The following is a 17,686-nucleotide window of genomic DNA, read 5'->3' as shown; positions in this document are numbered from 1 at the left end:
CCTGTCTTGGGCAATCAATTATAGTTGAAGGGTGAATGTAAATAGTGCCTGAATGTCCAATCGTGATTGGACATTCAGGCGGGTTGGTATCACGGTAGAGGTTGGGACGGGCGCGCTATTTTTGTTAAAATAGGAGGCCGTAATGGAACAGCATGCCGTCGATCAGCTCAAGGCTGTTGCCAAGATCAACCGCACCTATCCTCGTCCTGAAACGTCGCGTAGCGAACGGCTCGAAAGGTGGGCCGATCTCCTCGATCGTGATCCGGATTTATTGCTTCTGACCCTTCGCGAAACCGAATACCGGCCGGAAGAGGAACGTCTCGCCATGCGTGCGGACGGGACGGCCATCTCGGTTGCTTTCGCCGATCCGGTCTTTCGGGCTGCAGGCCTGGAGAACGATACCTATGGTGAAGCCAAGCGATTTTTCGAACTGAGCGATCGGCAATTGCATCGACTGGTCTGCTTCTGCCATTTCGGCGCACGCGTGAGCGCCCGGACGGTAGCCCATAGTGTGCGGTCGCTGGCTGCCCGTAATTCCAATGGCATCATTGCTCGCTTGGTTGCTTTCTTCGAAAGATAGAGCACTTGTACATTCTGGAGACGACGCTTGCCGGGGCGCCCCGGAGGCGCCGCCTTATTTCGACCATTGGATGATTGGCTGACACGCATGCGAGCGTAGGGACGGCAACGTCCCGCGACGCAAATGTCTGTGCCAAAACCGCCCATGGAGATCACGACCTTGTTCGGGGTCTGTCGAAGCCGGCGAGGAGGATCTTCCCTGGAGATGTCCGGCAGTTCGTCTGAAGTCGCCGTTACGGCATCCGGGACTTCAGTTGAATTATCTCTCCGTCCACTGTGAATGAGCCGTACCCGCGATGGTGAATGGTTCTCGGCGCCTCCCGCGCCGGATCGTGCCATGCCGCGACGACCTCCAGAACGAAGAGGTTGTACTGCTCGACGAGACGGGTCTCTACGACCCGGCATTCCAGATTGGCGAAACATTCTTCGATCAACGGTGCTGCGATCTGGCTCGCTGGCCGCGGCGTCAGTCCGAACCGCGCGAACTTATCCGTGTCGCGGCCGGAACAATTGCCGATTGCCACGACCTTTTCGGCAATCTCCACGGCAGGGATGCCGATCACGCATTCGCCCGTAGCCGCAAGCGCCGAAAAGCTGTAGTCGCCGCTCGATACCACGCAGGCCAGGAGCGGCGGCGTGAATTCGACCATCATGTGCCATGACATGGTCATGACATTGGGAACCCCCTCCCTGCTGGTTGTCAGCAGCACAACGGGGCCGGGTTCAATCAACTGATAAACCTTGTCGAGTACCAGAGCCTTCATATCATTCGTCGCCATCGTTCTTGCCTCAATCCAGGGGCGCAACTGGCTGCGCGGGCGGTCTGATCCGGTGTCTTCACCATGGCCTGAATCTCGGGCGACGGCGGGCATTCGCCAACGGCTCGTCCTCGCCTCCCGCGATATGAGGCGTTCTCCGGCGATCAATCCGGTGCCCTGACGGCGGCTGTTGTGAAGACGGTGCCTTTCTCGCCCGCCACGATTGCCGAAGCGTCTTCAAGGCGGCCGATTGCGGCGCGACGTCCGATTTTTTTCGAAAAACGGGCCGCCGCCATGACTTTTGGTCGCATCGATCCTGCGGGAAATTGATCTTCCCTCACACCTGTCGGGTCCAATCTTGCAAGCGGACGCGCGTTCGGCGTGCCGAAATCGGCGTAGACGGCATCGACGTCAGTCAGGAGAAGCAGCATATCGGCGTCAAGCTGTTCGGCGAGAAGGGCGCTTGCCGCATCCTTGTCGATGACGGCCTCAATGCCTTGAAGGCTGCCATCATTTCGTTCGACAACGGGAATGCCGCCGCCGCCGGTGCAGATGACGGTGACCCCTTGCTTCACCAGGAGCGAGATCACCTCGGCTTCCATGATCGCCTGCGGTGCCGGCGAGGCGACGACGCGCCGCCATTTGTCACCATCCGGCGCAACCTGCCACCCGCGTTTCGCCGCCAGGGTGCGGGCTGTTTCCTCGGTATAGACGGGGCCGATGAATTTCGTGGGTTTCCGGAAGGCCGGATCGTCGGCGTTCACCTTGACGAGCGTCAGCAGCGTACCAAAGCGGCTGCCTTGCAGGATGCCGGCAAGCTCCTGCTCGATCATGTAGCCGATCATGCCCTCGGTCTCGGCTCCAAGAACATCAAGCGGCAGGTCGGCACCATCCACGCCGGCGGTTTCAAGCGCCAGAAGGCCGACCTGCGGACCATTCCCATGGGTAATGACCAGGGAATGGCCGGCCGTGATCAGGCCTGCGAGAGGCGCTGCCGCCCGTTTGACGTTGGCGCGCTGGTTTTCCGCGGTTAGCGGTTCACCCCGGCGCAGGAGAGCATTGCCTCCGAGAGCGGCGACGATCAGCATCCCTAGCCCCCGATCGTCGCGACGAGCAGTGCCTTGATCGAATGCATGCGGTTCTCGGCCTGATCGAAGACGACGGAGGCCTCGGATTCGAAGACCGCGTTGGTGACCTCCATGCAGTCTATGCCGTATTTTTCGGCGATCTGCCTGCCGACTTCGGTGCGGGTGTCGTGGAATGCGGGCAGGCAGTGCATGAACTTGCTGTAGGGGTTGCCGGTCGCCGCCATCACCTGTTCCGTGACGCGATAGGGCGCCAGCAGTTTGATGCGCTCGCTCCAGGCGGATTCATCCTCCCCCATGGAGAGCCAGACATCCGTATAGATGAAATCCGCGCCCTTGACGCCCGTGGCGACATCGGACGTGAGTTCGAACCGGCCGCCGGCCTTCGCCGCCTCGGCATTGACATGGTCGATGAATGTCTGTTCCGGCCAAAGCTGCCGTGGGGAGACAAGCCGGAAATCGATCCCCACCTTGGCCGCGCCGAGCGCCAGCGAGATGGCCACGTTATCCCGGCCGTCCCCGACAAAAGCAAGGGCGGTATCCGACAGGTGCTTGTGGGTGAACTCCCGCATGGTCATGAAGTCAGCGAGTACCTGGGTCGGATGCCAAATATCGGTCAAGCCGTTGTAGACGGGAACGCCGGAATACCGTGCAAGCTCCTCGACGGCCGCCTGCTCGAAGCCGCGGAACTCGATCGCATCATACATGCGGCCGAGCACACGGGCCGTGTCCTTCACGGATTCCTTGTGGCCGATATGGCTGCCCGAAGGGCCGATATAGGTCACGTGAGCGCCCTGATCATAGGCGGCGACCTCGAACCCGCTTCTGGTGCGGGTCGAATCCTTTTCGAAGATCAGGGCGATGTTTTTTCGCGTCAGGCGCGGCTTCTCGTAGCCGCCCAGCTTGGCAGCCTTGAGCTCCGCGGCCATGCGCAGCAGGAAGCGGATCTCGTCTGAGGAGAGATCGTCGAGAGACAGGACGCTCCTGCCATGAAGATTGATCGGCATGTCGGTGGCCCTTCTAAATGGCGTCGCGAACGAGGGGGCAAGTCATGCAATGCCCGCCGCCGCGACCGCGGCTGAGTTCGGCGCCTTCGATGGTGATGACTTCGACGCCCTGGCGGCGCAGAAGCGTGTTGGTATAGACGTTGCGGTCATAGGCGACGACCACGCCGGGCTCGACGGCGACGACGTTGTTGCCGTCGTCCCACTGCTCGCGCTCAGCCTCGTAACGGTCGCCTCCAGTCTGGACGATGCGCAGGCTCCTGAGGCCCATCGCTTCGGCCACGACCTCGGTGAACGATCTATTCTCCTCGTGGATGTCGATCGTCCCTTCGACGTCTCCGGGGCGCAGGGAAAAGCTGCGCAGCCGCTCGACGACCGGGGGATACAGGGTCACAAGATCGCGATCGCAAAAGGTGAAGACGGTGTCGAGGTGCATGAAGCTGCGGTCGCGCGGCATAAGGGCGGCAATGACCCTCGTCGCAAGCCCCGCGATGAACAGCCGCTTGGCAAGGGCGCTCACCGCCTGGGGCGTTGTCCTTTCGCCCATGCCGATCAGCACGACGCCGTTACCGACCGGCATCACGTCGCCACCCTCCAGGCTCGGCGCGTCTTCGCCATCCGCCGAGAAGATCGGGAAGTCGCTCTGCTGGAAGCGCGGGTGAAAGCGATAGATGGCTTCCACATTGGCCGCTTCCGGCCGCCGTGCCTGCCAATACATCGAATTGACCGACACGCTGCCATAGATCCAGCAGGAACTGTCGCGTGTGAAGAGCTGGTTGGGCAGCGGCGGCAGGACGAAATCTTCCGGTGCGAGCGTCTTTCCGCTCAAGCCTATAGGCTCGAACGGGAGTTCGGCGCGGGCGACGCCGCCGACGAGATAGGCAGAAAGCTGCTCGGATGGCATCTCGTTGAGCCAGGCCTGCATTTCGACGACCATGTCCTCGCCGACGATCGGGGGCCTGATCCTCCGGCCGAGCAGCCATTGCCTCGCGTCGGCAGTGTCGAGCGTTTCGGCAAGAAGATCGCCGAGCGAATGAACCACCACGCCCCGCTCTCTCAGCGTGTCGACGAACACGTCGTGTTCCTGCCTCGCCCGCTTGACCCAGAGCACATCGTCGAAGAGCAGGGCCTTGCAATTGTCCGGCGTAAGCCGCCGGAGGCTGAGATCCGGCCGGTGCACCATCACTTCGCGAAGCCGCCCGACCTCGGAATGAACGCCTAAAGTCATCATTGTTCCATCTCCTCAGAACGGGCTGACCGCACCGGTCCACATCTGGTAGGCCGCAAGCAGTCCGACCGCGACAAGAGCGACGGCGAGAAGAGCTTCGACCGGTTTGAATATCTGCTGGCCGGTCTGGCGGCGGGCTGCGGCATAGAAGATGATGCCGGGTGCATAGAGGACGGCGCACATGAAGAGGTAGGCGGGGCCGGCGGCATAGACGAGCCACAGCCCGTAGATGGTGGCGATTAGCCCGCCGATCATCGGACCGGTGCGGCTTTCACCCGCCTGGTAGGCTTCGCCTGTCATCGCCAGCTTTGCCGCATAGGCGCCGGAAAAGATGTAGGGGACGAGGATGGCGGCCGACGCGATCGAAAACAGGGCCTGATAGGTGCTCTGCGCAAACAGGGTGACCAGAAGGAAGGCCTGTACCAGGAGGTTGGTGATCAGCAGCGATGTCGAAGGAACGCCGCGGGTGCTCTCCCTGGCGAAAAAGGCCGGCATCGTGCCGTCCTTGGCCGCGGCAAGCGGGATTTCCGCAGCCAGAAGCGTCCAGCTCAGGAACGCGCCGGCGACCGAGACGACCAGCGCGATGTTGATCAGGATCGCACCCCAGGGGCCGACGACCGCTTCGAGAACGCCTGCCATCGACGGGTTCTTGAGCGCGGCGAGTTCCGGCTGGTTGAGGATGCCGAGCGAGAGCAGCGATACGAGAGCATAGAGGGCCAGGCAGACCAGGAAGCCGCTGATCGTCGCGGTCGCGATATCCTTGCGGCGCTCAGCCCGGGCCGAATAGACGCTTGCGCCCTCGATGCCGATGAAAACCCACAGGGTGACCAGCATGGTGCTCTTCACTTGATCGGTGATCGAGCCGAGGCTTGCATTGCCGAGACCGGAAAAATCGGCGGAGAAGACATCGACCTTGAAGGCGACGACCACAACGCCGATGAACAGGACGATGGGCGCGATCTTCGCCACCGTCACGATCAGATTGACGACCGCGGCCTCGCGGATGCCCGCCATGATCAGGGCATGGACGAGCCATAGAAGCACCGAGGCGCCGATGATTGCCTGCCAGGTGTTCCCGTCGCCGAAGGAGGGGAAGAAATAGGAGAGGGCGCTGAAGACCACGACCGCATAGGAAACGTTGCCGATCCAGGCACTCAGCCAGTAACCCCAGGCACTGTTGAAGCCGACGAAGGGGCCGAATCCGGCTTTGGCATAGGCATAAGGGCCGGCATTCAGGTCGGGCTTGCGGGTCGCCAGCGATTGGTAGACGAAAACGAGAGCCAGCATGCCGATCGCGGTGATCGCCCAGCCAATGATGATGGCAAGCGGACCGGCGCCGGCGGCCATGTTCTGCGGAAGGCTGAAGACGCCCGACCCGATCATCGAGCCGACGACCAGGGCCGTCAGCGATCCGAGGCGGAGCTTTTGATGGGGTGCTTCCGCCTTTCCATTGATATCGGGGACAGCCGTCCCCCCAACCTTCATGTCAGTCGAAGCCATGGCGTTATCTCCCGGTGTTGGAAACTGCGGGGATCAGACCATGCTGCCGGGGCGGGAACATTGATCGCAGTCAAACCGGGTGCAGGGAGAATATTTTCGATATCCGATTGGAAACAATGGGATATTTCTATAAAATAGTGATCGCCCGGCCGTCGACCCAGGCTGCCCCGACTTCGGGGAGGCCGCGATATTCTTCGCGGCCTTGAACAGTGATACCGTCACGCGGACGGCTGCACGACCCTCATGCCTTTCTGTCCCGCTCGGCTTCGGCCACCTTCCGCTTCACCGCCATGAAGCTGTCGGGGCTGACGGAAATGCTGTCGATGCCGCATTCGACCAGGAAACCGGCGAAGTCCGGGTAATCGCTCGGTGCCTGTCCGCAGATGCCGATCTTGGCGCCAGCCTTGCCGGCTTCCGAAATGACACTCCGGATCATCCATTTGACCGCCGGATCCTGCTCATCGAAGAGGTCGGCGAGATCGCCCGCGTCACGGTCGACGCCGAGCGTAAGCTGCGTCAGGTCGTTGGAGCCGATCGAGAAGCCGTCGAAATGGCGCGCGAACTCCTTGGCGAGGATGACGTTCGACGGGATCTCGCACATCACATAGATCTGCAGATCGTCAACCCCGCGCGACAGGCCGTTTTCCGCCATGACATTCAATACCTTTTCCGCCTCGCCGACGGAGCGGCAGAAGGGGATCATCACGATGACATTCCTGAAGCCGAGTTCGTTGCGCAGTTTGCGGATGGCACGGCATTCGAGCGCAAAACCCTCGCGGTAGCGCGGTGAATAATAGCGGGAGGCGCCGCGGAAGCCGAGCATGGGGTTCTCCTCCTTCGGCTCGAACTCCGCGCCGCCCAGCAGGCCGGCATATTCGTTCGTCTTGAAGTCGCTCATCCGGACGATCACCGGCTTGGGATGAACCGCGGCGGCAATCCGGGCGAGGCCGCGGGCAAGGTTGTCGACGAAATATTCGGGCTTGTCGTCATACCCCTTCGTCAGTGCGGCGATCTCGTTCTTCGCCGCTTCGTCCTTCAGGTGGTCATAATGGACAAGCGCCATCGGATGGATGCGGATCGCATTGCTGATGACGAATTCCATGCGGGCCAACCCCACGCCGTCGGCGGGCAGCCGCCACCAGCGGAAAGCGGCCCCCGGATTTGCCAGGTTCAGCATGACCTTGGTTTTCGTGGCTGGCAGGCCGGCGACATCAAGCGTCTTCTCTTCATATTCCGCGATGCCTTCGTAGATGAAGCCGTCCTCGCCTTCGGCGCAGGAAACCGTCACTTCCTGGCCGGTATGGAAGATGCTGGTGGCATTGCCTGTGCCGACGACCGCCGGCAGGCCGAGCTCACGACTGACGATCGCCGCATGCGACGTGCGCCCACCATGGTCGGTGACGATCGCCGCCGCCCGTTTCATGATCGGCACCCAGTCGGGATCGGTGGTCGCAGTGACCAGAACCGATCCGTCCACGAACTGGTCGATGTCCTTGGCCGTCTCGATCAGGCAGACACGCCCGGAGACGACCGCGTCGCCGATCGACAGCCCCGCGGCCAGCTTTCGCCCCTTCTTGCGGATCGTGTAGCTCTTGAAGACGCCCGTCTGGCGGTTCGACTGTACGGTCTCGGGCCTTGCCTGGACGATAAACAGTTCGCCGGTCTCGCCGTCGCGGGCCCATTCCATGTCCATCGGGCAGCCGTAATGCTCTTCGATGATCGCCGCCCACCGCGAGAGCTTCAGGATAGCCTGGTCGTCAAGGACGAATGCCGCCCGTTCCACCTTGGACGTGGGTACGTTTCGCGTCGGCTCACTTCCGGAGCCGTAGATCATCTTCTTTTCCTTTGCGCCGCATGTCTTCGCAATGATAGGGCTCAGCGAACTGTCCTGCAGGAGGGGCTTGAAGACCTGGTATTCATCCGGATCGACAGTGCCCTGCACGACGTTCTCGCCAAGCCCCCAGGCCGCATTGATCAGGACCACCTTGTCGAAGCCGGTCTCGGTGTCGATCGAGAACATGACGCCGGAGCCGCCGAGGTCGGAACGCACCATCTGCTGAACGCCGATCGACAACGCGACCTTCATGTGGTCGAAACCCTTCGTCTGGCGATACGAGATCGCCCTGTCGGTGAAGAGCGAGGCGTAGCAGCGGCGGCAGGCATCCAGTAGCGCTTTCTCGCCGCTGATATTGAGGAAGGTTTCCTGCTGCCCCGCAAAGCTTGCATCCGGCAGGTCTTCGGCGGTGGCGCTCGAACGGACCGCGACGGCGACGTCACTGCGTCCCGCGCGCAGGGAAAGGGTGCGATAGTCCGCGATGATGGCTTCGGCGGTTGCTTTCGGCCAATCGCCGCGCAGGAAGAGCTTTCGGATGGCTGCTCCGGTTTCGGCGAGGCCCACCTTGCCGTCCTGCCAATCTGCGACAAGTGCAGCGATGGCCTGCCTCAGACCGTTGGTATCCACATAGTTCCAATAGGCGTCGGCGGTCGTCGCGAATCCTGCGGGAACGCTGATCCCCTTCGCCGACAGGGTCTGGATCATCTCGCCGAGAGAGGAGTTCTTGCCTCCGACCTTGGCGACGTCGCTGCGACGCAGCTCCTCGAACCAGATGGCAGGCTGCGCCATTCTGCTCATCGTGAACTCCTTTCAGGCCCCTGCGGACATTTTGTGATGTCAGTCAGCTTATTGGGGTCGACGCCGCTCACCTTGATCCTCATCAAGGTGAGCCTGTTTGCCATCCGGCAGTTTATCGTTGGGTTTTCACACCATAGCGAGGCACGAACATGTTGATGTCGTCGGACCGGCACGCGATCGTCGGAGAGATTGGGTCCCACCATCTGCGCTTTGCCATTGCGGATATCGATGAACTGACGATCGACCATCTGGTGAATTTCAAGGCGGGGGATTTCTCCTCGGTCCAGCAGGCGCTTTTCGCCTATCTGAAGTCACTGGCGAAATATCCGAAGATCGCAAGCCTCGCCATTGCGGGCTCTATCGAAAAAGATCGCGCTCATATTGCCAATCTCTCGCGAACCTTTACGGGCAAAGAGCTCGAAGGCGCCCTCGATCTCGACAGCGTCACGTTGATCGCCGATATCGATGCGATCGCGAGGGCCACGGAGCTCCTGGGCCGCCACGACGTTCGCAAGATCGCGGGGACTTCCACGCTTGCAGATAAGCCGAGAGCGGTTATCTCCCTGGGGGAAAAGCTTGAAGCCGCAATCGCTGTTCCAGGTGGAGGGAAGTGGTCGGTATTGCCCAGTAAGGCAGGCGGCATGTTTTTGGGTGCCGCCGACGAGGAGGATCTCTGGCTGCTGGAGCAGGTGCGGCAGGAGGTTGGCGGTACCAGCGCCGGGAGCATCCTGACCTCTGCAGGAATGGTTGCGCTCAGCGGTGCGATCTCGCGACAGGCCGGAGCAACGGGACGATATTCGACCGTCGCGGCGATCCTTGCTGCCGCCTGCAAAGAAAAGGAGCCTTCGGCAGTCGATACGCTGAAGCGCTTCGGTCTTTGGCTTGGCCGCTTCTCAAACGATTTTGTCCTGGCGACTGGCGCTGAAGGCGGTCTCTATCTTGCCGGAGAGATGCCGACACGGCTGCTCGAAGTTTTGAGCAAGGACACCTTTGAGGCCGCGAGCGGCAATGCTGCATATTCTTCGACGACGCCAGTCTATGTCATCACGGCGCTGAATACCGCCCTGCGGGGCGCCGCGATGGCGATTGCCTGAGCCGGGTGGAGCGGAGCGGAAAACAGCCCTGCTCCACTTCGTTTCCGTCTACATTCCAATGGGCGCGGGAGCCGCCGGTATGGTCGGTTCCGGAATTTCCGTCATGGTTGCCTCCGTCAGAAGAAGCACGCTGGCAACCGATACGGCATTCTCCAATGCGACGCGCACGACCTTCGTCGGGTCGATGATGCCTTCCTGAAGCAGGTCCACATAGCGGTTGCGCGAGGCGTCGAAGCCGATGTTTCCCTTGCTTTCGAGCATCCTCGCAATGACGACGCCGCCGTCGACCGCGGAATTTTCGGCGATCTGGCGGGCAGGGGCTTCGAGGGCCCGCTTCAGGATCTGCACGCCCGTCCGCTCGTCGCCTTCACACAATTCTTCTTCCTCTTCGACCGCCTTTATGCAGCGCAGCAGCGCAAGTCCACCGCCCGGCACCACGCCTTCTTCGACGGCCGCTTTGGTGGCATTGATTGCGTCGTCCAAAGCCTCCTTCTTGGCCTTGACCTCCGCCTCGGAAGGGGCGCCGACCCGAATCACGGCGACCCCGCCGGAAAGTTTTGCCAACCGCTCCTGAAGCTTTTCTCTATCGTAATCGCTGGTCGTCTTTTCGATTTCCTTGCGAATCTGGTCCGTGCGCCCTTTGATCGCTGCCTGATTGCCGCCGCCACCGATGATGGTCGTCGTATCCTTGTCGACGATTACGCGTGCGGCAGTCCCGAGCTGGTCCTGCGTTACGTTTTCAAGCTTGAAACCGAGGTCTTCGGAGATAACCTGGGCGCCCGTCAGAACCGCCATGTCGCGAAGCATTTCCTTTCGGCGGTCACCGAACCCGGGAGCCTTGACCGCACAATTGTGCAACGTTCCGCGAATGTGGTTGACGATCAGTGTGGCGAGCGCCTCACCGTCAACGTCCTCGGCGATGACAAGAATCGGTCTGCCGGATTTCGCGATCTCTTCAAGCAGGCCCACCATGTCGCCGAGCGCCGAAATCTTCCGGTCGGATATCAGGATCCGGACGTCTTCAAGGATGGTCTCCATCTTTTCCGGATCGGTCGCGAAATAGGGCGAAATATACCCGCGGTCAAACTGCATGCCTTCGACCACGTCGAGGCGCGTCTCCACCGTCTTGGATTCCTCCACGGTGATAACGCCCTCCTTGCCGACCTTCGCCATGGCGTCGGCAACAAGCTTGCCGATGGCCTCGTCATTATGGGCCGAGATCGCCGCCACCTGCTGCCTTTCCTTATCGGTGGTGATCGGATGCGAAATGCCCCGCAGGGCTTTTATCGCCCGTGCTACACCCCGGTCGAGGCCGCGTTTGAGGTCGATTGCATTTGCTCCCGCGACGACATTGCGATGGCCGTCGGCAAGCATCGCATGCGCCAGCACGGTCGAGGTGCTTGTTCCGTCGCCCACAATCTCGCCCGTCTTCTCGGCAGCCGCGCGCAGCATTCTCGCTCCGAGATTTTCCTCCGGGTCCTTGAGGTCGAACTCCTTTGCGATTGTCACGCCGTCATTACAGATGATCGGCGTGCCCCACTTCTTTTCGATGAGAACGGATTTCGACTTCGGGCCCAGGGTGAGGCGAACCGCGTCGGCCAGTTGTGTGGCGCCCTGGAGTACCTTGCCCCGGGCTTCGGTTCTGAAAAGCACTTGCTTATGCGGCATGATCGGCTCCTATGGCTGCCTGGGCTGCCGAGACATCCTCTGCTGACGCGTCCGCGCGTCACTCCCAGCCTGATGCCGAACAATGAACCAGCTCGGGGTGCGAGCGTTTGACCGGCGTCAAAAATGCTGCACGGCTTTTTCACCCGCTGTAGTCGGCATTGAAGATTGACGCCGATCAAACTGCGCTCCATCTGAACCACTATGTTGATCCCATTCATGAGAAGGATGAAGCGATGAACACGAAAATCATTCCCTATAACGCGCGGGTCCTCGTTTCGGATGCAAAGAAGGCGCTTCTGCTGCGCAATACCGGCACAGCTTTCAACCTGACGCTGGAAGTCGAGCAGGTGATCGAGGCTCCCAAGAACGCCCCGACCCACGAACAGGGCACGGACAGGCCCGGCCGCACGGCGACCGGCAGCCATCGCAGCAGCGTCGGCCAGACCGATTTTCACGAGTTGGAAGAGGATCGTTTCTCCGCCATGATCGCCGAAAAGCTGGAGGCGATCTGCGAGGAGAACGACATCGACAAGCTCTTCATTGTCGCTCCTCCGAAGGCGCTCGCCGACTTGCGGCAGGCGATGCCCGAGGCAGTCAAGCGCCGGATCGTCGCGGAATACGCCAAGGACCTCGTCAATCTGCCGGTGCAGGAGATCGAGAAGCACTTGTCTTTCTGACTGCATTCGCCCGCTTGGGAAGGTTTTGGTGGAGGCGGCGGCGCGTAGCAGGTCGTCCTTCATTCAAAACTCGAGACATGCAACGCTTCCATCAGCCGCAGATTCAACTCGCCGTTTCACAAGCTCACCTTGGGAAACGGCGTTTTCGCTTGCCGGGCAGCTGGGGATATCCGGCAAAATATACAACCGGCAAAATATACAAAAAGGCGCGCACCATGTCGGAGCGCGCCTTCCCTTTGATGAGACGATGGATCAAGCTGTCTTGATTTCCACCTTGCGTTCGTTCTTCTTCGCATCGGCGCTCTTGGGAAGCTTGACTTTCAGGATACCCTTTTCGAAGGCCGCTTCCACCTTGTCGGCATCGACACCTTCGGGAAGCTGGAATGTCCGCTGGAAGGAGCCGTACCGCCGCTCGGAATGGCGATACTCCTTCCGCTTCTCTTCCTTTTCTTCATTCTTCTCGCCGCGGATCGTCAGGTAGCCGTTCGAAAGCTTGACCTCGAGGTTCTTCTCATCGATGCCCGGGACTTCAGCGGTGATTTCGAATGCGTCGTCCTTCTCGACCACATCGACGGCTGGCGCAATGGACCATCCGCTCGGGGATGGCGCCCGAGTGAACAGGGAGCGTTCCAGCGGGCGCCAGGACGCCGGGACGAAGTCATCGAACAGCCGGTCGATTTCAGTGCGAAGGGTTTCAAACGGAGACCAGAGGCTACCTGCCGGCTGTATCGGCTTTTCATCTTTCTGGACTGGAAGTCTGGTTGCTGGCTCAGGCATGATTTCTCTCCTATTTTCCGAAGAAGGGATGCTGCATGGAAGCATCGCGAAGGTGCCTATGCAGTCCCGTTATCAGCTCTTGATCGAGCGCCATCATGAAAAACCTCATGGACCGAAGCCACATTGACGCGCGTCAAACAGTTGAGGTGTTCACTGTCGCCTTGAGGCATTCAGGATGTCGGCCTGTGCCGTTTCGTTAAGCAGGCGAAAATGTGAGGTATGCCTGTTTTCATGTTCCAACAGGAAGGCAAATCGTGAGCTGTTCTCAGTGGACGCGCGTCGGCGAGGTCCGCCATTTGCGGATATCACCGACGGTGACACAGACATGGCCGGTCGAATCGAACAGGCCGCCATCGAACTTTTCACTTGCGATACGGCTGAAGGTCTCGATGTATTCCTGCAGCCTGAATTCATCGACACGCGGCGGGTCGGCAATCGCTGCAAGTGCATCATGGGTGACCACAACAACCTGATCGCCGGCCCCAGAACTCATTATAAGGCGTCCTTCGTATCCGGACGACGTGAGAAATCCCGATTTCAGCGTCAATGGCATGGTATCCTCCTTATCTGAAGCAAGAAGAATAGCCGCGGTTTGGCTGCTGTCCGTGACCAAGATCAAAGCTGGCGCGCAATCTGAAGAGCGCATGATTGCAATATGATCACTGCCGGTTGGTGCTTTTGCAGACCTTCAAGCTACTTGTCATGCCGCCGTAAGGAAGCCAGCGTCTGGCCAGTTTCGAAATCGATTGATCCGTGTTGACCCCGATCAATGTCGGTGACCGCAGCAGAGATAGGCTCTGAACCCTTGGATGCTGGCACTCGTGAGAGACTACTCGCGGGTCTTCTGGCGGGGTTGCGAAATGGACGCGGGTTACGAAACAGGAGTCCTGAAAGCGGCAGATGTCCACCGTGCTTTTGCGGTGATACAGTTGATCATGCCTGGAATGGGGCTCGAAACATGGCGAATCATAACGGCGGCGGAGGTGTCGCGCCACGATTGGCTGACTGTCACCGACACCAAAGGTTATCTTCGGGGACTATGTTACGTCTTCGTTCGTGATCATCCGCCTTCCGCGCGTCAATTGGAGGTGCCGGTCTGCGCATCGATCAGCCTTTTCAATGAGCAGGACATTGCAAAGCGGCTCTTCGAAGTCATCAAACAACGGGCGGCGGAAACAGGTTGCGAGAAGATCCATTTCTGGAGGGTGGTGGCGAGGGACTGGAAGAGCCTTGAAGATCTCAAGGAGACGGAGCCCCGGAATAACGGCCTGGTCTATGACCTGAACACTGACCTCAACGATGCACTTCAGTCGATCTTGCCGGTGAAGATGTAGCCGACGCCGCGGATGGCCTTGATCAATTGCGGATTGCTGGCATCTGCCTCGATTTTTCTGCGCAGGCGCACGATCTGAGCGTCGATCGTCCGGTCGAAGGCCTCAAGCTGGCGTCCCCTCGTCGAATCCATCAGGAAGTCACGCGTCAGGACGCGTCCGGCATTCTCGAGAAAGGCCGTGAGCATGTCGAACTCGCCGGTCGTGAGTTCTACCTCGGAGCCGTCCGGAGCCAGCAACTGCCGCCTCGAAAGATTGAGTGTCCATCCTTCGAAATGGATGATCTTGTCCTCGTTGGCCTCCGTCCTGGCTATGCTCGGCTGGCGCCGCCTGAGGATCGATTTCAGCCGTGCGTGCACCTCGCGCAGATGAAAAGGTTTGGCGATATAGTCGTCTGCCCCGATCTCGATGCCGATGATCCGGTCGACGACATCGTCACGCCCTGTCAGCATCATGATCGGTACGTCCGACTGGCTTCGAATTTCGCGCGCAAGGTCGAGACCATCCTGTCCGCCGGGCAGGGACAGATCGAGCAGGATGATGTCTATCTCCTTATGCCTGAACTGGCTTTTCATTTCCGTGCCGTCGGCGGCGGTGCTCACCGAGTATCCCTCGTCCTCGAAATAACGCGTCAGCATCTGCCGAATGCGAGGATCATCATCGACGACGAGAATACGGACGGTACTGGATGAGAGAATTGGCATCGGCCTGTTACCGTCTGTTACAAAATCGAACCGTGTTTCACACTATTAGCATTCGCGTGTTACCTGGCTTCGGTCAACTGTATCCATCGAAAGACGGAGGCAGCGCCATGTTTCTCACCAGCAACCGCATTCATGGATACGAGATCGCAAGGGCCACGGAACTTGGAGAACAGAGTTGCCTGCACACCCTTTTCGCAAGGCAGCCCGTTGAACATCTGACCCCCGGCCAGTCGCTGTTTTTCGAGGGCGACAGTGCCAAACATGTTTTCGATGTGATTGAAGGCACGCTTCGCATCTTCAGAATCATTTCCGACGGCCGGCGTATTATTACAGGTTTCGTGCATGCTGGCGATATCGTCGGCGTCTCCCTGAAGGGCAACTATCTTTACAGTGCCGAAGCGATCACCGCTACAAAGGTTCGCCGTCTCACCCGCAAGGCATTCGATATGGCTGTTGCGGATTCGGAGGAACTCCGCCCGCAGGTCTTCGCCCATGTCTGCGACGAGATGGCCGCAGCCCAGGATCAGATGGTTCTTCTCTCCTGCAAGAACGCCGAGGAGCGGCTCTGCAGCTTTCTTCTGAAGTACCTCAGACGGACAATGTCGGAAGGTGCGTTGCAGCCTATCGTCGATTTGCCGATGACTCGGCTGGACATGGGTGACTATCTGGGTCTAACAATCGAAACCGTTTCCCGCACGATCACCAAGCTGACCAGCAAGGGCGTCCTCGGTCCGGCCGGTCGACATTCGCTCCGGATCATCAAGCCTGCGACGCTTGCGCAACTCGCCGGGGACGGCGATGAATATGAGGACAGCCGGCGGGATTTCGTCGTTCATGGTGAGCGGCGCCGCCATTAGCGGTACCGCTCACGGAAGACATATGAACGAAAAGACGCTTGTCGATACCGAAAATCAGCTCGATGCCGTAACCAGCCTTCTGGATGATGCCAACCTCATCGTTCACGGGTTGGATGGCGTCATTACGCGCTGGACGAAGGGATGCGAGAGCCTATACGGCTGGTCGCAGGATGAGGTTGTCGGTAGCGTTATTCACGAGCTTCTGGCAACAGAGTTTCCTGAGCCGCTGGATATCATTCGCCGACAGGTCCAGACCGACCATTCGTGGGAAGGGGAGGTCGTTCACCGGCACCGAAATGGTCAGCGGATTTTCGTCGCCACCCGCTGGGTCGCACTCAATCCGTCACCGGATGAACGGACGATCATCATCCAGACGAACAACGACATCACGGATATGAAAAAGGTCCAGAACGATCTTGCCGGACGGGAGGCGCATCTGCGGTCGATCCTGGATACGGTTCCCGAGGCGATGGTCGTCATTGACGAAATCGGCATCATCACGTCTTTCAGCGCCGCAGCGGAGCAGCTTTTCGGATATTCGGCGAATGAAGTTTGTGGTCACAACGTCAAGATGCTGATGCCGTCGCCGGACCGGGAGGCTCATGATGGCTATCTTACGCGATATCTGACGACAGGCGAGCGTCGCATCATCGGGTACGGTCGCGTGGTTACCGGTCAGCGGAAAGACAGATCCGTGTTTCCCATGGAGCTTGCGGTGGGCGAGGCGATCACCAATGGCAAGCGCATCTTCACCGGCTTCATCCGCGACCTCACCAGCCGCCACAAGATCGAGGAAGAACTGAGGCAATCGCAGAAGATGGAGGCGATCGGCCAGCTCACCGGCGGGCTGGCACACGACTTCAACAATCTGCTGACCGTCATTGGCGGCAATCTCGAAATGATCGAGAACAAGCTCTCGGACGAGAAACTGCTGGCCCTGCTGCATGAAGCGCAGGATGCCGCCGAGGACGGCGCCAAGCTGACCGGCCAGCTTCTGGCCTTCGGGCGCCGCCAGCCCCTCAATCCGAAGCTGGTGGATGTCGGGCAGTTGGTAACCGGTTTCTCCGATCTTTTAAGACGCTCGCTCGGCGAGACGATCGAATTCCGTACTGTCGTCACGGGAGCTTCCAACGAGGCGCTCGTCGATGCGTCGCAGTTCCAGAACGCGCTTCTCAACCTTGCCCTCAATGCCCGCGATGCCATGCCGCGCGGCGGCAAGCTGACGATCGACATCTCAAGGGTCAAGCTGGACGTCGATTATGCCCAGATGTATCCGCATATGCGCACCGGCGACTATGTGCTGATCTCGGTGACGGACACCGGCACCGGCATGACGCCGGAGGTGAAGGAAAAGGCCTTCGAACCTTTTTTCACCACCAAGGGTGTCGGTTCCGGAACCGGTCTTGGCCTTTCCATGGTCTACGGTTTCGCCAAGCAGTCCGGCGGCAATATCCAGCTTTACAGTGAGCCGGGGCAGGGCACCAGCGTCAGGCTCTTCCTGCCGGCGGCGCAAAAGGTGGATGCGAAGATGTCCGAGGAAGTGGCGACTGCCTCAAGGGCGGCGGCGATTCCCGGCGGAACGGAGAAAATCCTCGTCGTTGAGGACGATCCCAGGGTGCGGCGTGTGGCGGTCTCGCGCCTGATCGATTTCGGCTATCAGGTTGTCGAGGCGGCAAATGGCGAGGAGGCGCTCGACCGGCTCGCCCAGAACGACGATATCGCGCTGCTGTTTACCGACATCGTCATGCCGGGCGGCATGACAGGCGACGAACTGGCGGCGGAAGTCCGTGCG

16 protein-coding genes are annotated in these 17,686 nt (G+C 60.0%); 6 read left to right on the top strand and 10 right to left on the bottom strand.

Features of this window, described 5'->3' with window-relative positions; all coding sequences use genetic code 11:
• Positions 1-142 precede the first annotated feature (142 nt).
• Positions 143-580, top strand: a complete 438-nt coding sequence (locus tag JL39_RS16895; protein WP_037152891.1) for a hypothetical protein — start codon at positions 143-145, stop codon at positions 578-580.
• A gap of 232 nt (positions 581-812) precedes the next feature.
• Here JL39_RS16895 and JL39_RS16890 read toward each other — a convergent pair whose 3' ends face one another.
• From JL39_RS16890 to ppsA, 6 genes are all read right to left on the bottom strand, one after another.
• Positions 813-1,343 carry a flavin reductase family protein gene (locus JL39_RS16890; RefSeq protein ID WP_037153709.1) on the bottom strand — a complete coding sequence of 177 codons (531 nt, stop codon included), beginning with the start codon at positions 1,341-1,343 and terminating at the stop codon, positions 813-815.
• Between the two features lie 158 nt (positions 1,344-1,501).
• Complete coding sequence (gene arcC, locus JL39_RS16885) at positions 1,502-2,425, bottom strand: carbamate kinase (protein ID WP_037152888.1); 924 nt, start codon at positions 2,423-2,425, stop codon at positions 1,502-1,504.
• Between the two features lie 2 nt (positions 2,426-2,427).
• Entirely contained in the window at positions 2,428-3,429 is a 1,002-nt protein-coding gene (argF, locus tag JL39_RS16880; RefSeq protein WP_037152885.1) for an ornithine carbamoyltransferase, read from the bottom strand.
• Between the two features lie 13 nt (positions 3,430-3,442).
• Positions 3,443-4,657, bottom strand: coding sequence for an arginine deiminase (locus JL39_RS16875; RefSeq protein ID WP_037152882.1), 1,215 nt, complete (start codon positions 4,655-4,657; stop codon positions 3,443-3,445).
• Positions 4,658-4,669: 12 nt separating this feature from the next.
• Complete coding sequence (arcD, locus tag JL39_RS16870; RefSeq protein WP_081952871.1) at positions 4,670-6,154, bottom strand: arginine-ornithine antiporter; 1,485 nt, start codon at positions 6,152-6,154, stop codon at positions 4,670-4,672.
• A gap of 241 nt (positions 6,155-6,395) precedes the next feature.
• A complete protein-coding gene (gene ppsA, locus JL39_RS16865) occupies positions 6,396-8,786 on the bottom strand; it encodes a phosphoenolpyruvate synthase (RefSeq protein WP_037152878.1) in 2,391 nt (796 codons plus the stop codon).
• Positions 8,787-8,935: 149 nt separating this feature from the next.
• On the opposite strand from ppsA, the gene JL39_RS16860 reads away from it, so the two are divergent.
• Positions 8,936-9,880 (top strand): glucokinase, encoded by a 945-nt coding sequence (locus JL39_RS16860; RefSeq protein WP_037152876.1) that lies wholly within the window; start codon positions 8,936-8,938, stop codon positions 9,878-9,880.
• A gap of 48 nt (positions 9,881-9,928) precedes the next feature.
• Here the strand turns inward: JL39_RS16860 and groL are convergent, their stop codons facing one another.
• Positions 9,929-11,548 (bottom strand): chaperonin GroEL, encoded by a 1,620-nt coding sequence (groL, locus tag JL39_RS16855; RefSeq protein ID WP_037152873.1) that lies wholly within the window; start codon positions 11,546-11,548, stop codon positions 9,929-9,931.
• A gap of 233 nt (positions 11,549-11,781) precedes the next feature.
• On the opposite strand from groL, the gene JL39_RS16850 reads away from it, so the two are divergent.
• Entirely contained in the window at positions 11,782-12,225 is a 444-nt protein-coding gene (locus JL39_RS16850) for a host attachment family protein (protein ID WP_037153703.1), read from the top strand.
• 252 nt (positions 12,226-12,477) lie between these two features.
• Here the strand turns inward: JL39_RS16850 and JL39_RS16845 are convergent, their stop codons facing one another.
• Complete coding sequence (locus JL39_RS16845) at positions 12,478-13,002, bottom strand: Hsp20/alpha crystallin family protein (RefSeq protein WP_037152871.1); 525 nt, start codon at positions 13,000-13,002, stop codon at positions 12,478-12,480.
• Between the two features lie 265 nt (positions 13,003-13,267).
• On the bottom strand, positions 13,268-13,495 hold the full coding sequence (locus tag JL39_RS16840; protein ID WP_227703997.1) for a hypothetical protein: 228 nt from the start codon (positions 13,493-13,495) through the stop codon (positions 13,268-13,270).
• Positions 13,496-13,811: 316 nt separating this feature from the next.
• Here JL39_RS16840 and JL39_RS16835 point away from each other — a divergent pair, with 316 nt between their 5' ends.
• Positions 13,812-14,336 carry a hypothetical protein gene (locus JL39_RS16835; RefSeq protein WP_161784769.1) on the top strand — a complete coding sequence of 175 codons (525 nt, stop codon included), beginning with the start codon at positions 13,812-13,814 and terminating at the stop codon, positions 14,334-14,336.
• On the opposite strand, the gene JL39_RS16830 is transcribed toward JL39_RS16835, so the two are convergent.
• The gene (locus JL39_RS16830; protein WP_037152864.1) at positions 14,309-15,037 is read right to left on the bottom strand and encodes a response regulator; all 729 of its coding nucleotides are present in this window, start codon (positions 15,035-15,037) and stop codon (positions 14,309-14,311) included. The genes JL39_RS16835 and JL39_RS16830 overlap by 28 nt on opposite strands.
• Here JL39_RS16830 and JL39_RS16825 point away from each other — a divergent pair.
• Together JL39_RS16825 and JL39_RS16820 are read left to right on the top strand one after the other, a co-directional pair.
• Complete coding sequence (locus JL39_RS16825) at positions 15,022-15,894, top strand: helix-turn-helix domain-containing protein (RefSeq protein WP_227703995.1); 873 nt, start codon at positions 15,022-15,024, stop codon at positions 15,892-15,894. The genes JL39_RS16830 and JL39_RS16825 overlap by 16 nt on opposite strands.
• 22 nt (positions 15,895-15,916) lie before the next feature.
• Positions 15,917-17,686: PAS domain-containing sensor histidine kinase (locus JL39_RS16820; RefSeq protein WP_244446913.1), on the top strand; the 1,770-nt coding region annotated here is incomplete at its 3' end.

The sequence above is a fragment of the Rhizobium sp. YS-1r genome (assembly GCF_000757525.1).
Lineage (GTDB): Bacteria > Pseudomonadota > Alphaproteobacteria > Rhizobiales > Rhizobiaceae > Neorhizobium > Neorhizobium petrolearium.
Note: the sequence above shows the minus strand (reverse complement) of the source record. Positions and strands in the feature narration are given on the sequence as shown.

Bases quoted from the DNA above. Each gene is read 5' to 3' on its own strand.
- JL39_RS16860 (WP_037152876.1), top strand. From the start codon at position 8,936: ATGTTGATGTCGTCGGACCGGCACGCGATCGTCGGAGAGATTGGGTCC.
- JL39_RS16875 (WP_037152882.1), bottom strand. From the start codon at position 4,657: ATGATGACTTTAGGCGTTCATTCCGAGGTCGGGCGGCTTCGCGAAGTG.
- JL39_RS16840 (WP_227703997.1), bottom strand. From the start codon at position 13,495: ATGAGTTCTGGGGCCGGCGATCAGGTTGTTGTGGTCACCCATGATGCA.
- JL39_RS16845 (WP_037152871.1), bottom strand. From the start codon at position 13,002: ATGCCTGAGCCAGCAACCAGACTTCCAGTCCAGAAAGATGAAAAGCCG.
- JL39_RS16830 (WP_037152864.1), bottom strand. From the start codon at position 15,037: ATGCCAATTCTCTCATCCAGTACCGTCCGTATTCTCGTCGTCGATGAT.
- JL39_RS16825 (WP_227703995.1), top strand. From the start codon at position 15,022: ATGAGAGAATTGGCATCGGCCTGTTACCGTCTGTTACAAAATCGAACC.
- groL (WP_037152873.1), bottom strand. From the start codon at position 11,548: ATGCCGCATAAGCAAGTGCTTTTCAGAACCGAAGCCCGGGGCAAGGTA.
- JL39_RS16835 (WP_161784769.1), top strand. From the start codon at position 13,812: ATGCTGGCACTCGTGAGAGACTACTCGCGGGTCTTCTGGCGGGGTTGC.
- arcD (WP_081952871.1), bottom strand. From the start codon at position 6,154: ATGGCTTCGACTGACATGAAGGTTGGGGGGACGGCTGTCCCCGATATC.
- JL39_RS16895 (WP_037152891.1), top strand. From the start codon at position 143: ATGGAACAGCATGCCGTCGATCAGCTCAAGGCTGTTGCCAAGATCAAC.
- argF (WP_037152885.1), bottom strand. From the start codon at position 3,429: ATGCCGATCAATCTTCATGGCAGGAGCGTCCTGTCTCTCGACGATCTC.
- arcC (WP_037152888.1), bottom strand. From the start codon at position 2,425: ATGCTGATCGTCGCCGCTCTCGGAGGCAATGCTCTCCTGCGCCGGGGT.
- JL39_RS16850 (WP_037153703.1), top strand. From the start codon at position 11,782: ATGAACACGAAAATCATTCCCTATAACGCGCGGGTCCTCGTTTCGGAT.
- ppsA (WP_037152878.1), bottom strand. From the start codon at position 8,786: ATGAGCAGAATGGCGCAGCCTGCCATCTGGTTCGAGGAGCTGCGTCGC.
- JL39_RS16890 (WP_037153709.1), bottom strand. From the start codon at position 1,343: ATGAAGGCTCTGGTACTCGACAAGGTTTATCAGTTGATTGAACCCGGC.